Annotated in this window: 8 protein-coding genes; 5 read left to right on the plus strand and 3 right to left on the minus strand. The window is 69.5% G+C overall.

Annotation, left to right across the window (positions count from 1 at the left end; translation table 11 throughout):
- From BM144_RS19755 to BM144_RS19775, 5 genes are all read left to right on the plus strand, one after another.
- Entirely contained in the window at nt 1-3,297 is a 3,297-nt protein-coding gene (locus BM144_RS19755; RefSeq protein WP_092956576.1) for an efflux RND transporter permease subunit, read from the plus strand.
- A complete protein-coding gene (locus BM144_RS19760) occupies nt 3,294-6,512 on the plus strand; it encodes an efflux RND transporter permease subunit (RefSeq protein WP_092956469.1) in 3,219 nt (1,072 codons plus the stop codon). Before BM144_RS19755 ends, BM144_RS19760 begins: the two co-directional genes overlap by 4 nt.
- A 68-nt stretch (nt 6,513-6,580) precedes the next feature.
- The gene (locus tag BM144_RS19765; protein ID WP_092956472.1) at nt 6,581-8,002 is read left to right on the plus strand and encodes an efflux transporter outer membrane subunit; all 1,422 of its coding nucleotides are present in this window, start codon (nt 6,581-6,583) and stop codon (nt 8,000-8,002) included.
- Nucleotides 8,003-8,038: 36 nt separating this feature from the next.
- Nucleotides 8,039-8,863, plus strand: coding sequence for an undecaprenyl-diphosphate phosphatase (locus tag BM144_RS19770; RefSeq protein ID WP_092956475.1), 825 nt, complete (start codon nt 8,039-8,041; stop codon nt 8,861-8,863).
- Nucleotides 8,864-9,099: 236 nt separating this feature from the next.
- On the plus strand, nt 9,100-10,431 hold the full coding sequence (locus BM144_RS19775) for a diguanylate cyclase domain-containing protein (protein ID WP_092956478.1): 1,332 nt from the start codon (nt 9,100-9,102) through the stop codon (nt 10,429-10,431).
- Between the two features lie 296 nt (nt 10,432-10,727).
- Here BM144_RS19775 and BM144_RS19780 read toward each other — a convergent pair whose 3' ends face one another.
- The 3 genes from BM144_RS19780 to BM144_RS19790 form a co-directional block, all read right to left on the minus strand.
- On the minus strand, nt 10,728-12,200 hold the full coding sequence (locus BM144_RS19780; protein ID WP_092956481.1) for an FAD-binding oxidoreductase: 1,473 nt from the start codon (nt 12,198-12,200) through the stop codon (nt 10,728-10,730).
- A 419-nt stretch (nt 12,201-12,619) separates the two neighbouring features.
- The gene (locus BM144_RS19785; RefSeq protein ID WP_092956484.1) at nt 12,620-13,438 is read right to left on the minus strand and encodes an alpha/beta hydrolase; all 819 of its coding nucleotides are present in this window, start codon (nt 13,436-13,438) and stop codon (nt 12,620-12,622) included.
- A gap of 25 nt (nt 13,439-13,463) precedes the next feature.
- The gene (locus BM144_RS19790; RefSeq protein ID WP_092956487.1) at nt 13,464-14,297 is read right to left on the minus strand and encodes a proteasome-type protease; all 834 of its coding nucleotides are present in this window, start codon (nt 14,295-14,297) and stop codon (nt 13,464-13,466) included.
- Nucleotides 14,298-14,335: the final 38 nt, after the last annotated feature.

The following is a 14,335-nucleotide window of genomic DNA, read 5'->3' on the forward strand; positions in this document are numbered from 1 at the left end:
ATGAGCCCGTCGCGTCCCTTCATCGAGCGGCCCGTCGCCACTGCGCTCCTCATGCTGGCCATCGTGCTGGCGGGGCTGGTGGGTTTCCGCTTCCTGCCCCTGTCGGCCCTGCCGCAGGTGGACTACCCGACCATCCAGGTCCAGACGCTCTACCCGGGCGCGAGCCCGGAGGTCATGAGCCGCAATGTCACCGCGCCGCTGGAGCGGCAGTTCGGGCAGATGCCGGGGCTGGCCCGCATGGCCTCCACCAGCGCCGCCGGCGTCTCCATCGTCACGCTGCAGTTCGACCTGGGCCTGGCCCTGGACGTGGCCGAGCAGGAAGTGCAGGCCGCCATCAACGCGGGCACCTCGCTGCTGCCCACCGACCTGCCGGCGCCGCCCGTCTACGCCAAGGTGAACCCGGCCGACGCGCCGGTGCTCACGCTGGCGATCAGCTCGGACACGCTGCCGCTCACCGAGGTGCAGAACCTCGTCAACACGCGGCTGGCGCAGAAGATCAGCCAGGTGCCGGGCGTGGGCCTCGTCACGCTCGCGGGCGGCCAGCGGCCGGCGGTGCGCATCCAGGCCGACACCAAGGCGCTGGCCTCCTACGGCATCGGGCTCGACACGCTGCGCACGGCCATCACTTCGGCCAACGCCAACAGCGCCAAGGGCAGTTTCGACGGCCCGCAACGCGCCTACACCATCAACGCCAACGACCAGCTCCTCACGGTCGACGATTACCGCAACCTCATCGTGTCGTGGAAGAACGGCGCGCCGGTGCGCATGATCGACGTGGCACGCGTGGTGAACGGCGCCGAGAACGACCGCCTGCGCGCCTGGGCCGGCGTGCGCGCCACCGAGCCGCTGCAGGGCCGCCCCAAGGCGGCGAACGCCCCCCCGGGGGGCAGCGAACCAGGCGAAGCCGGGAGCGTGGGGGCCACCGAGCCGCAGCCGGGCCGCCCCAAGGCGGCGAGCGCCCCCTCGGGGGGCAGCGAACCAGGCGAAGCCGGGAGCGTGGGGGCCTCATTGACCTCTGCCATCATCCTGAACGTGCAGCGCCAGCCGGGCGCGAACGTCATCTCCACGGTGGACAGCATCCAGCGCCAGTTGCCCGAGCTGCAGGCCGGGCTGCCGGCCAGCCTGGACGTGCAGGTGCTCTCGGACCGCACCACCGGCATCCGCGCATCGGTGCACCACGTGGAGATGGAACTGGTGCTGGCCGTGCTGATGGTGGTGCTGGTGATCTTCTTCTTCCTGCACAGCCTGCGCGCCACGGTGATCGCCAGCCTGGCGGTGCCGATCTCGCTCATCGGCACCTGCGGCGTGATGTACCTGCTGGGCTACAGCCTGAACAACCTGAGCCTGATGGCGCTCACCATCGCCACGGGGTTCGTGGTGGACGATGCCATCGTGATGATCGAGAACATCGCGCGCTACATCGAGGAGGGCGAGCCGCCGTTCCAGGCCGCGCTCAAGGGGGCCACGCAGATCGGCTTCACCATCATCTCGCTCACCGTATCGCTCATCGCGGTGCTGATTCCGCTGCTGTTCATGAGCGACGTGGTGGGCCGGCTGTTCCGCGAGTTCGCGGTGACGCTGGCGCTCACCATCCTGATTTCGGCCGTGGTCTCGCTCACGCTGGTGCCCATGATGGCGGCGCGCTGGCTGCGGGCCGTGCCCGACACGCCGCCGCGCGGCGTGGGCGGGGCCATCCAGCGCGGCTTCGACCGCGTGGTGGTGCGCTACGACGGCTGGCTGCAGTGGGTGCTGCGCCACCAGGGCGCCACGCTGCTGGTGGCCCTGCTCACGCTGGCGCTCACAGCGCTGCTGTACGTGCTCATCCCCAAGGGCTTGTTCCCCACGCAGGACACGGGCCAGCTGCAGGCGCGCGTGATCGCCGCGCAGGACGTGTCGTTCGCGCGCATGAGCGAGCTGCAGCAGTCCGCGGCGCGCGCCATCCTGCAGGACCCCGACGTCGCCTCGCTCAGCTCGTTCGTGGGCGTGGACGGCGCCAACAACACCATGCTGAATTCCGGCCGCATGCTCATCAACCTGAAGGATGGGCGAGACGGCCAGGAGGCCGTGATGCAGCGGCTGCGCGAGCGCGTTCAAGGGGTGGCGGGCGTGACGCTGTACCTGCAGCCCACGCAGGACCTGACCATCGACGCGGAGACGGGCCCCACGGAATACCGCGCCACCATCGGCGGGGTCGATTCCGCCGAGGTGAACGCCTGGACGAACAAGCTCGTGGAGCGCCTGCGCACCGTGCCGCAGGTGCGCAACGCCACCACCGATGCGGGGGCGCAGGGCCTCTCGGCCTTCGTCGATATCGACCGGGCCACGGCCTCGCGCCTGTCGGTCACCGCAAGTTCGGTGGACGACACGCTCTACAGCGCCTTCGGCCAGCGCATCGTCTCCACCATCTTCACCGAGACCAACCAGTACCGCGTGATCCTCGAGGCGCAGCAGGAAGGGCTCGCGAGCCCCGAGGCGCTGGGCACGCTGCAGTTGCGCACCGGCGGGGGCACGCCCACGCCGCTTTCGGCGCTGGCGACGATCCGCGAGCAGCCCGCGCCGCTGCAGGTCACGCGCGTGGCGCAGTACCCGGCCGCCACGCTGGGCTTCGACAAGGCCGAGGGTACGTCGCTCGGCGGGGCGGTGGATGCCATCCGCGCGGCCGCGCAGGAGATCGGCATGCCCGCTAGCCTCTCCCTGCAGTTCCAGGGCGCGGCGGGGGCCTACGAGAAGTCGCTTACCAGCCAGCTGTGGCTGATCCTGGCGGCGATGGTGTGCGTGTACATCGTGCTGGGCGTGCTCTACGAGAGCTACGTGCATCCGCTCACCATCCTCTCGACGCTGCCCTCCGCGGGCGTGGGGGCGCTGCTCGCCCTCATGGTCACGGGCAACGACCTGGGGGTGATCGGCATCATCGGGATCATCCTGCTGATCGGCATCGTGAAGAAGAACGCGATCATGATGATCGACTTCGCCATCGATGCCGAGCGCAACCAGGGCCTGGCGCCGCACGAGGCCATCCACCAGGCGGCGCTGCTGCGGTTCCGGCCCATCCTCATGACCACGCTGGCCGCGCTGTTCGCCGCGCTGCCGCTGATGCTGGGCTGGGGCGAGGGCGCCGAGTTGCGGCGCCCGCTGGGCCTGGCGATCTTCGGCGGGCTGGTGCTGAGCCAGTTGCTCACGCTCTTCACCACGCCGGTGATCTACCTGGCCTTCGACCGCGTGGGCCGCCGCTGGACGGGGCGCGGCACCGCCGCGGCGCCCGAGGTGCCGGCATCCGCCGCGGAGGGCCGGCCGTGAACCTGTCGCGCCCCTTCGTCGAGCGGCCGGTGGCCACGGTGCTGCTGACCATCGGCGTGGCGCTGGCGGGCATCGGCGCGTTCTTCATGCTGCCGGTGGCGCCGCTGCCGCAGGTGGACTACCCGGCGATCTCCGTTTCGGCCAGCCTGCCCGGCGCCAGTCCGGAAACCATGGCCACCAGCGTGGCCACGCCGCTGGAGCGGCGCCTGGGCGTGATCGCAGGCCTGAACGAGATCACGTCCAGCAGTTCCAACGGCTCCGCCCGCATCAACCTGCAGTTCGACCTGAATCGCAAGATCGACAGCGCGGCCCGCGAGGTGCAGGCGGCCATCAACGCCGCACGCGCCGACCTGCCGGCCACGCTGCGCAGCAACCCCACCTACCGCAAGATGAACCCGGCCGATGCGCCGGTCATCATCCTGGCGCTCACCTCCAAGTCGCGCACGCCGGGCGAGATCTACGACGCCGTCTCCAACGTGGTGAGCCAGCGCATCTCGCAGGTGGACGGCGTGGGCGACGTGGAGATCGGCGGCGGCTCGCTGCCCGCCGTGCGGGTGGAGCTGCTGCCGTTCGCGCTCAACCGCTACGGCATCGGCACCGAGGACGTGCGCGCCGCGATCCAGGCCTCCAACGCGAACCGACCCAAGGGCGCCATCGAGCAGGACGGGCGCCGGCTGCAGATCTACACGCCTTCGCCGTCGCGGCGCGCGGCCGACTACGCCGACCTGGTGATCGCCTGGCGCAACGGCGCGCCCGTGCGCCTGGGCGACGTGGCCAAGGTCATCGACGGGGTCGAGAACACGCGCACGCTCGGGCTCTTCAATGCCGAGCCGGCGATCATCGTGCTCATCACGCGGCAGCCGGGGGCCAACATCATCGAGACGGTGGACGGCGTGCGCGCGCTGCTGCCCGCCCTGCAGGCGCAATTGCCGCCGGACATCCGCATCGCCGTGGCCTCCGACAGCACCAATTCGATCCGGGCTTCGCTGCGCGAGATCGAGTTCACGCTGATGGCCTCGATCGCGCTGGTGGTGCTGGTGGTGGGCCTTTTCCTGCGCAAGGCGCGCGCCACCGTGATCCCGGCCGTGGCCACCGTGGTGTCGCTGCTGGGCACCTTCGGCATCATGTACCTGCTGGGGTTCAGCCTCAACAACCTGAGCCTCATGGCGCTCACCGTCGCCACGGGTTTCGTGGTCGACGATGCCATCGTGGTGCTGGAGAACACCAGCCGCCACATCGAGGACGGCATGGACCGCATGGCAGCGGCGCTGCAGGGCGCGCGAGAGGTCGGCTTCACGGTGCTCTCCATCAGCCTGTCGCTGGTGGCGGTGTTCATTCCGCTGCTGTTCATGGACGGGCAGGTGGGGCGCCTGTTCCGCGAATTCGCCATCACGCTGTCGGTGGCCGTGATGATTTCGCTGGTGATCTCGCTCACCACCACGCCCATGATGTGCGCGTGGCTGCTGCGTTCCGAACGCGAAGAGGCGCGCCTGCGCGGCGGGCCTCCCCGTGCGCCAGGGCGGCTCGCCCGGTGGGCCGAGCAGGGCCAGGCCGCCGTGCTGCGCGGCTACGGCCATGCGCTCGACTGGGCGCTGGCGAGCAAGCTGCTCGTCATGCTCGTGCTGGTGGCCGTCATCGGCCTCAACGTCTACCTCTTCAGCCATATCCCGAAGGGCTTTTTCCCGCAGCAGGACAACGGCCAGCTCGCGGGCGGCCTGCGCGCGGACCAGAGCATCTCGTCGGAGGCGCTGTCGGGCAAGCTGCGGCAGGCGCTGGAGATCATCCGCCAGGACCCGGCGGTGGACACCGTGGTGGGCTTCTCCGGCGGCGGGCGCGCGGGCGGCGGCTTCATGTTCGTGAACCTCAAGCCCGTGTCGGAGCGCAGCGAGCCCAGCATGGCCGCCGTGGCACGGCTGCGCCCGCAGCTCGCGCGCATCACGGGCCTGCAGGTGTTCCTGAGCCCCGTGCAGGATCTGCGCATGGGCGGGCGCTCCAGCAACTCGACCTACCAGTACACGCTCAAGAGCGACAACATGGCCGACATGCGCCTGTGGGCGCGTCGCCTGGCCGACCGGCTCAAGCAGGAAGAGCTGCTGACCGACGTGGACACCGACCAGGCCGACAACGGCTCGGAGACCTACGTGCAGGTGGACCGCGACAGTGCGGCGCGGCTGGGCGTGAGCGCGTCCGCCGTCGATGCGGCGCTCTACAACGCTTTCGGGCAGCGGTCCGTCGCCACGATCTACGGGGAGCTGAACCAGTATTCGGTGATCATGGAATGGGCGCCGGAATACACGCGCGGCCCCCCGGCGCTCTCGGACATCTTCGTCGCGGCCAACCCCACCAATGCGGCCGGCACCTCCGCCAACCCCGGCCAGCGCGGCGCATCGACGGGGCAGGTGCTGGCCAACACCGCCGAGAGCATGGTGCCGCTCAGCGCCATCGCGAAGGTGGTGGAGCGCGCGGCGCCCACCTCGATCAACCACCAGGACGCGGAGCTGGCGACCACCATCTCGTTCAACCTGGACGGCAACACCTCGCTGGGACAGGCGCGGCAGATCATCGAGCAGGCCGAGGCCGACATCGCCATGCCCACCAACGTGCGCGGCAGCTTCCAGGGCACGGCGCGCAGCTTCCAGCAGACGCAGGGGCAGCAGCTCTTCCTCATCCTGGCGGCGATCGTGGTGATCTACATCGTGCTCGGCGTGCTCTACGAGAGCCTGATCCATCCGGTCACGGTGCTGACCACGCTGCCTTCGGCCGGCGTGGGCGCGGTGCTGGCGCTGCTGCTGTTCAACATGCAGTTCACCATCATCGCGCTCATCGGCGTGTTCCTGCTCATCGGCATCGTGAAGAAGAACGCCATCCTCATCATCGACTTCGCGCTGGAGGCCGAGCGCGCGCGGGGCCTCTCGGCCACCGACGCGGTGCGCGAGGCCTGTATGCTGCGCCTTCGCCCGATCCTGATGACCACGCTGGCCGCCGCGCTGGGTGCGCTGCCGCTCGCCATCGGCTTCGGGCAGGGGTCGGAGCTGCGCCAGCCCCTGGGCGTCGCCATCATCGGCGGTCTCATCGCCAGCCAGTTGCTCACGCTGCTGACCACGCCCGTGGTCTATGTGCTGCTCGACCGGCTCCGCCGCCCCTCGGACAACGAACGACAACTCAGCCGCGCCGCCGGCACCGCGGCGCTGCCTGCTCCCGCGCAACGACCATGACCCTCGTCCTCTCTTCCTCCCGCCGCCCGGCGCGCTCCTTCGTCGCCTGCGCAGCGCGGCATGCCTGCATGGCGGCGCTGCTGCCGGTGTGGCTCACCGCGTGTTCGGTGGCGCCGGTGTACGAGCCGCCCGTGCTCGCCACGCCGGTGCCTGCCGCATTCAAGGAGGCCGGCGCGCTCTGGCAGCCCGCCGCGCCTGCCGATGCCGAGCCCCGCGGCGATTGGTGGACGCTGTTCGGCGACGACGACTTGAACCGCCTCGCCGCGCAGGTGCAGGTGTCCAACCAGAACATCGCCGCCGCCGTGGCGGCCTATGCCCAGGCACAGGCACTGGTGCGCGAGCAGCGCGCCGGTTTCCTGCCCGGCGTGAACCTCTCGGCCAGCGGCACGCGTGCGGGCGGCGAAGGCTCCGCGCGCCGCGGCACCACCACGCAGGCCGCCCTGGGCGCCAGCTGGGAGCCCGACCTGTGGGGCCGGCTCGGCAGCGCAGTGGACAGCGCCCAGGCCAATGCGCAGGCCAGCGAGGCCGACCTGGCTTCGGCGCGGCTGTCGGCCGTGGGGTCCCTGGTGGCCGCGTACTTCCAGTTGCGCGAGGCCGACGCCGAGGCGAGCCTGCTGGGCGCGACCGTCCAGGCGTACGAGCGCAGCCTGCGCATCGCCCAGAACCGCTACGACGCAGGCGTGGCCGCGCAATCCGACGTGCTGCAGGCACGCACCCAACTGGCCAACGCGCGCGCCGACCTCGCCACCGTGCAGCGCAGCCGTGCCGGCTACGAGCACGCCATCGCGGTGCTGGTGGGGCAGCCGCCCGCCGCATTCGCCCTGCCGCAGGGCCCGTGGGTGGCGCGCGTGCCCGACGTTCCGCCGGGGCTGCCCTCCACGCTGCTGGAGCGGCGGCCCGACATCGCCGCGGCCGAGCGGGCCGTGGCCGCCGCCAATGCGCAGATCGGGGTGCAGCGCTCCGCGTATTTCCCGAGCGTGAGCCTGTCGGCATCGCTCGGCCGTTCCGGCACCGGCCTGGGCGACCTCTTCAGCGCCTCGGGCGCGCTCTGGTCGCTGGGGCTGTCGGCGGCGCAGACGGTGTTCGACGGCGGTGCCATCGCCGCGCGCGTGGAGCAGGCCCGTGCCGCCCGCGAGGCGCGCGTGGCCAATTACCGCCAGACGGTGCTGGGCGCCTTCCAGGCCGTGGAAGACCAGCTCACCGCCCTGCGCACGCTGCAGGCGCAGGAGCCGCTGCGGCAGGAGGCCGTCTCGGCCGCGCAGCGCACCGAGGAGCAACTGCTCAACCGCTACCGTGCCGGGCAGGTGGGCTACACCGAGGTGGTCACCGCGCAGGTGGCTGCGCTCTCCGCGCAGCGGTCGCTGCTGCAGTTGCAGGTGAACCGGCAACTGGCCGTGGCCTCGCTGGTGCAGGCCCTGGGCGGCGGCTGGCAGGCCTCCTGGATGGACGGTACGGCCGGTGCGCCGGCCGCGGCTGCCGCGCCCCGATAATCCGCGGCTGTTCCTGCTCCAGTACAAAGGATTTCCGTGGATTTCATCTTGCTGGCCAAGGCCGCCATCATGGGCGTGGTCGAGGGCCTGACCGAGTTCCTTCCCATCTCTTCCACCGGCCACCTGATCCTGGCCGGCGCGCTGCTCGGCTTCGACGACGAAAAGGCCAAGGTGTTCGACATCGCCATCCAGACGGGGGCGATCTTCGCGGTGATCCTCGTCTATTGGCAGAAGATCCGGGAAACGCTGGTCGCGTTGCCCACCCAGCGGCAGGCGCAGCGCTTCACGCTCAACGTCCTCATCGGCTTCCTGCCCGCGGTGGTGCTGGCCCTCATCTTCGGCAAGGCGATCAAGGCGCACCTGTTCACCCCGGTGGTCGTGGCCACCACCTTCATCCTGGGGGGCTTCGTGATCCTCTGGGCCGAGCGCCGCGCGCCGCGCGCGGTGCGCGTGGTGTCGGTGGACGACATGACGCCGCTGGATGCACTCAAGGTGGGCCTGGTGCAGTGCCTGGCCATGGTGCCCGGCACCAGCCGCAGCGGCGCCACCATCATCGGCGGGATGCTGCTGGGCCTGTCGCGCAAGGCTGCCACGGATTTCTCCTTCTTCCTCGCGATCCCGACGTTGATCGGGGCGGGCGTCTACAGCCTCTACAAGGAACGCCATCTGCTTTCGATGGCCGACCTGCCGCTCTTCGCCGTGGGCTTGGTGTTCTCGTTCGTCAGCGCCTGGCTCTGCGTGCGCTGGCTGCTGCGCTACATCAGCACGCACAGCTTCGTGCCGTTCGCCTACTACCGCATCGCGTTCGGCGTCGTGGTGCTCATCACGGCCTGGACGGGCTGGGTGAACTGGTCGGGTTGAAGCCGTCGTCACGGGCGTGGCCTCCAACCCATGCCGTCCCAGTGCGTGGGAAGCACCGCGGTGCAGCATCTCAAGGGCTTCTATTAAAAAAAGAAAGTGATAAGCTGCGGCCGAAATAGCACCCCTTAGGCTGCGCCGCCACCGCAGGGGAGATGAAAGCAGCCGCTTCCAGGCCTTCGACCGCACTGCGCGCATGCGGCGGTGGCTCCGGACGGGTACGAGGGATTGCTGTCCGTATGACGCCGAACGAATTGCCGTTGGATGGCGGCGCATGGCCCGCCGGGGGGCTCGCGCCCGGACCGGCCGACCCGGGGATGCTGGATCTGCTCACGCGCAACGTGGGCGCGACCGTGGCCGTGGTGAACCGCGCGCAACGCGTCGTCTACGTGAACGACGAATACGCGCGCTGGTTCCGCATGCCGCCCTCGGCGCTGGTGGGCAAGTCGCTGATGGACCTCTACGGCGAATTCAACTACACCCAGTTCACCCCCTTCGTGCAGCGCGTGCTGCGCGGCGAACGCGTGAGCTACCAGCGCCTGGTGCTGAACCCCGAAGGCTACGAGTCCTGGCGCACCATCTGCCTGTCGCCCTGGCGCGGCCCGGGCGGCGACATCCTCGGTTTCGTGACGTCCGCGCTCGATGTGGATGAGCTGCAAGTGGCCATGGAAGCGCTGCGGGCGGCCAACCAGCGGCTGTCGTCCCACATGGACAACAGCCCGCTGGCCGTACTGGAAATGGACGACCAGTTGCGCGTGCTGCGCTGCTCCCGCCGCGCGATCGAACTCATGGGCTGGCAGGACCTGGTGCAGATCGAATCGCGCAGCCTGCTCGAATTGCCCGTGACCTCGGCCATGGACCACCACCTGGCCGATGCGCTGGCCGACCTGCGGTCGGGCCGGGCCACGCGCAACCGTACCGAATCGTGCCTGCAACGGGTCGATGGCTCGGAAGTGCACTGCGAGTGGTTCAACTCGGCACTCACCGACGACGCGGGGCGCGTGACCTCGATCATGTCGCTGGTGCAGGACATCTCGGCCAAGATCGAGATATCGCGCCAGCAGCACTACCTGGCCAACCACGACTCGCTCACCGGGCTGCAGAACCGCTCGGCTTTCCAGAACCGCTTCGAGCGCTCGCTGGCCGAAGTCCGTGCGCAGGGCGGGGCGGTGGCGCTGCTCTTCATCGACCTCGACGGCTTCAAGAAGATCAACGACGGCCATGGCCACAAGGTCGGCGACGAGGTGCTGCGCTACGTGGCCCGGCGACTCGCCCATGCCGTGCGCGGGCACGACACCGTGGCACGGCTCGGCGGCGACGAATTCCTGGTCATGCTGGATACCGACGTGCAGGCGGCGTTGCCCGAGCACATCGGCGCGCGCATCATCGATGCGCTCTCCGAGCCCATGGAGGTCGCGGGCCATGCGGTGCGCGTGGGCGCGAGCATCGGCGTGGCCATGCACCCCCCGCTGGAGGGCGACATCGAACTGCTCATGGCCCGCGCCGACCAGGCGATGTACGCCGCCAAGCGCGCCGGCCCGGGGTGCGTGCGCTACGCCGGCTCGGGCTGACGCACCCACTGCGGCAGTTGTTCTTCGGGATCAAGGCGCATGTGCTGAGGGCGCGTCGTACGAGTTGCTTTAGATCTCACCCGTCCGATGGCCGCGGAGCAGGCCAGGCCAGCAGACGCCGTGGATCCGGCTTTGCCCGGCCACCGGCGTGAAGCCCCTTGCCAGAGACAAGGGGCGTTCGGCCCGTCCGTGCCCGCGCAGGCGGGCACGGAGCCGCGGTCCTCACCCCCCCTTCCCGCGAAGCGCAGCGCAGCGAGAGAAGGGGGGAGCGGCGCAAGCCGCAGGGGGGATGCCCCTCATCCAGGCAGCGCCACGCTCTGCGCGAAGTGGAAGAAGTTGCCGGGGTCGTACTGCAGCTTGGCCTGCTGGAGCTTCGGGTAGGCCGGGCCCCAGTAGGCCTGGGCGAAGTCGTCCAGGGAGCCGTCGGGGTAGTTCTGGTACACCTCGCCGCTCAGGAAGGGGCGCATCAGGTCCATGAAGCCCGCGAGCCATGTCTCCGTCTGGCGCCGCTCCTCGGCCGTGGTCCAGAACACATCCACGACCAGATCGGCATCCGCGTCACGGTGGATGAAGGCGCTGTCTTCCACGGGGTAGCGCTGGATCGCGCCGCCGTAGGGCTCCAGGTAGGCCAGCGACCAGGTGTTGGGCGACGTGGCGAAGTAGTCGATCACGGCCTGCCATTGCGCCTTGGTCAGCGTCTGATTGATGTAGCCGCTCGACTTGGTCTCGCAGACGTTCGCGGTGAGGTTCTGCGGCAGGTCGTAGGGATGGTCTTCCAGCCAGGCGTTCATTTCCGGGTAGGTGCCAGAACAGTCCACGAGCAGCTGCGCGCTGGGCACGTCCAGCAGGGATTTCACGGCCGCCATGCCTTGGTCGCGCGTGCCGCAGTACATGCCCTGGATCATGAAGACGGGCTCCCCGTTCTGGTAGCCCAGGTTCATCATGTAGCCGAGGGCGTCGGGCGCGCCGGTGCGCATGAAGTCCTTTTGCAGCATTACCAGCACATCCGCGGCATTCGCGGCATCCCAGCTGATGGACCAGGCCCACACCTGGGGCAGCTGCACCATGCGGTAGGTCACCTGCAGGAGCACGCCGAAGTTGCCGCCCGTGCCGCCGCGCAGGGCCCAGTAGAGCAGCGGGTTCTCGGTGGCGCTGGCGGTCACGATGGTCTTGCCGTCGGCGAGCGCCACCCGCATCGATTCCACCATGTCGCTCTGAATGCCGAACTGGCGCGAGGTGTAGCCGTAGCCGCCGCCCTGCACGAAGCCGCCCACGCACACGTTGCCGCAGGCGCCCGTGGGCACATGCCAGCCGGTGGCGCCCATCGCGCCGTTGAAATGGTCGAAGTCCGTTCCCGGGAGCACATGCACGCGCTGTGCCTGCGGGTCGAGCGTGACGCCGGAGAGGCCCTTCAGGTCCACGACCATGCCGCGGTTGTTGACCGAATAGCCGGCCGTGCTGTGGCCGCCGCAGCGCACCGCCACCCAGGCCTCATAGGTCTGCGCGAACTGCAGGCAGACGAGCACGTCGTTCTCGCATTCGCAGTAGGCGATGAGCGCGGGATAGGCCTGGAAGGCGTGGTTCGATTCCTGGCGCGCATCGTTGTACGAGGGGCTGAGCGGGAGAACGATGTGGCCGACCAGGGCTTTTTCGAGCTGGATCAGTGCGTCCCAGGGGAACCCGACCTCCGTGTTGGCCGCGGAGAGCGCGTGGAGGTGGGCGATGCGCTGGTCTTTGGCGCGGCGGGCGGGACTCTTGCGATGGGCCATGGCGGTGGGTTCTCCCTCAGGATTTTTTCGAGAACAGGCTCGGGGGTGTCCGGGTCGGCAGGAGCCAGGGCTGCGGTGACCCGGGTGGTAACCGGAATGCGACGCCGCTGCGCACGATTCTTGGGCGCAGCGGTGACGGGCGCGTGTCAGCCGGCGGGGCCGTGCCGGGCCTTGGTGAGGCCGAGGGTGGAGGGGTGGGAGCGGCAGAGCGGTGCGTGCGGCATGGCTGTCACGATATGTAACGGTGCGGCCAGTTTATGGGAATCCAGCGCATTTGCGCAGGTTTCCCGCAGGTTGCCGGCCCGGGTTTTCCCCGCTGCAGAGCTTTCTGCCGAGAATGCCGAGCGCCGCGCCTGCCGGCGTCCCGGGACACCTGCCGGGCACGTGCAACCCGGCCGTGCCGGCCTCGTCCGGCAGGATCAGCGGGCCGCCGCTCCGTCCAGGTTCAACACCGCGGCCTCGATGGCCGCGGCGGTGGCGCGCGGTTGCTCCATCGGGAAGAGGTGGCTGCCGTCCAGCATGGTGATGCGCCCCTGCGTCACGCGCCGTGTCAAGTCCAGGCCCACCTGGCGCAATTCGTCCGAGGCCAGCCCGCCGATGAAGGCGGCCGGGCAGCGCAGCGGGTGTGCCGCCAGCAGCCGGCCCAGGTTGTGGGGCAGCGTGTTGTAGATGGCGGTCTCGACCTCGCGCTCGAAATGCAGCGCCACGCCGCCGTCGGCGTGCGGGTGCAGCCCATGGGTCACATAGTCGCGCAGCACCGCCTCGTCCCAGCGTGCGAACGCCTTCTTGCGCCGGAAGTGCTCCAGCGCTTCATCGGCGCTCTCCCAGCGGTTGCGGCGGGCCCGGCTGATCTTGCCGGGCGACACCGCTCCGACGACCTGCGTGTGCTTGGCCATGCCGAGCGCGCCCGCGCGCCAGCCACCGATGAGCGGCGAGTCCACCATGACCACTCCGCGCGCGATTTCCGGGTGCCGCGCCGCGGTCATCACGCTCAGGAATCCGCCGAGCGAGTGCCCCACCAGGAATACAGGCCCGCCGGCGCGCTCGGCCTGCTCGCGTGCGAAATCGGCCAGTTGCTGCACCAGCGCAGGCCAGTTGCTCGTGACGGGGTAACGCGGGTCGTGTCCGAAGCGGTCCACCGCGCTCACCCCGAATCCGCGCCCGCGCAGGTGCCCGAAGAGCACGCGGTAGGTATCCGCCGGAAAGCTGTTCGCGTGGGAGAAGACCAGCGGCGTCATGGCGGGCGGGGCGGGTGGGCCAGGCTCAGATGAGCTTTTCGTCGGGCGTGTTGATCTTCTTGAGCGGCCGGCTGCGCGACGGCTCGACCTTGATCGGCACGTCGGTGGCCCCGCCGTTCCAGGCCGGGTCCTCGATGCTGTCGAACACCTGGCGCAGCCGCTCGCCCCAGGTGCTGTGCAGCATGCGGAAATAGGGGTTCTGCTCGTCGATGCAGACGATCTTGTCGGTGGAGAGCCGGCCGGCCTCGTAGACGACGAGGTCCAGCGGCAGGCCCACCGAGAGGTTGGATTTGAGCGTGCTGTCCATCGACACCAGCGCGCACTTGGCGGCCTCGTCCAGCGGCGTGTCGGGCGTGAGCACACGGTCCAGCACGGGCTTGCCGTATTTCGATTCACCCACCTGGAAGTACGGCGTCTCGGTGGTGGCCTCGATGAAGTTGCCGGCCGAGTAGACCTGGAAAAGGCGCATGCCTTCGCCCCGGATCTGCCCGCCGAAAACCAGCGACACGTTGAAATCCACGCCCGAGCGCTTGAGCGCGGCACCGTCGCGTTCGTACACATGGCGTACGGCCGAGCCGAGCACGCGCGCGGCATCGAACATGCTCTTGGCGTTCCAGATGGTGATCGGATCGCTGCCGTCGCGGTCGCGGTCCACGAGTTGTTCGGATTGCAGGATTTCGCGCACCGACTGCGAGATGCTGAGGTTGCCGGCCGACAGCAGGACCATGAAGCGGTCGCCGGGGCGCTCGTAGATCATCATCTTTCGGAACGAACTGATCTGGTCCAGGCCGGCGTTGGTGCGGGAATCGGACAGGAAGACCAGTCCGGCGTTGAGCTTGATGGCGACGCAGTACGTCATGGAGAACGGTAGGGAAGGGAAAGGCGAAGGGGTCGAGT

The organism is Paracidovorax konjaci, assembly GCF_900112675.1.
In the GTDB taxonomy this organism is placed as follows: Bacteria; Pseudomonadota; Gammaproteobacteria; order Burkholderiales; family Burkholderiaceae_C; genus Paracidovorax; species Paracidovorax konjaci.

What these genes read in the sequence shown, in the direction of transcription:
- BM144_RS19755 (WP_092956576.1), top strand. Translation starts at nt 1, where the DNA reads ATGAGCCCGTCGCGTCCCTTCATCGAGCGGCCCGTCGCCACTGCGCTC.
- BM144_RS19765 (WP_092956472.1), top strand. Translation starts at nt 6,581, where the DNA reads ATGGCGGCGCTGCTGCCGGTGTGGCTCACCGCGTGTTCGGTGGCGCCG.
- BM144_RS19775 (WP_092956478.1), top strand. Translation starts at nt 9,100, where the DNA reads ATGACGCCGAACGAATTGCCGTTGGATGGCGGCGCATGGCCCGCCGGG.
- BM144_RS19780 (WP_092956481.1), bottom strand. Translation starts at nt 12,200, where the DNA reads ATGGCCCATCGCAAGAGTCCCGCCCGCCGCGCCAAAGACCAGCGCATC.
- BM144_RS19785 (WP_092956484.1), bottom strand. Translation starts at nt 13,438, where the DNA reads ATGACGCCGCTGGTCTTCTCCCACGCGAACAGCTTTCCGGCGGATACC.
- BM144_RS19790 (WP_092956487.1), bottom strand. Translation starts at nt 14,297, where the DNA reads ATGACGTACTGCGTCGCCATCAAGCTCAACGCCGGACTGGTCTTCCTG.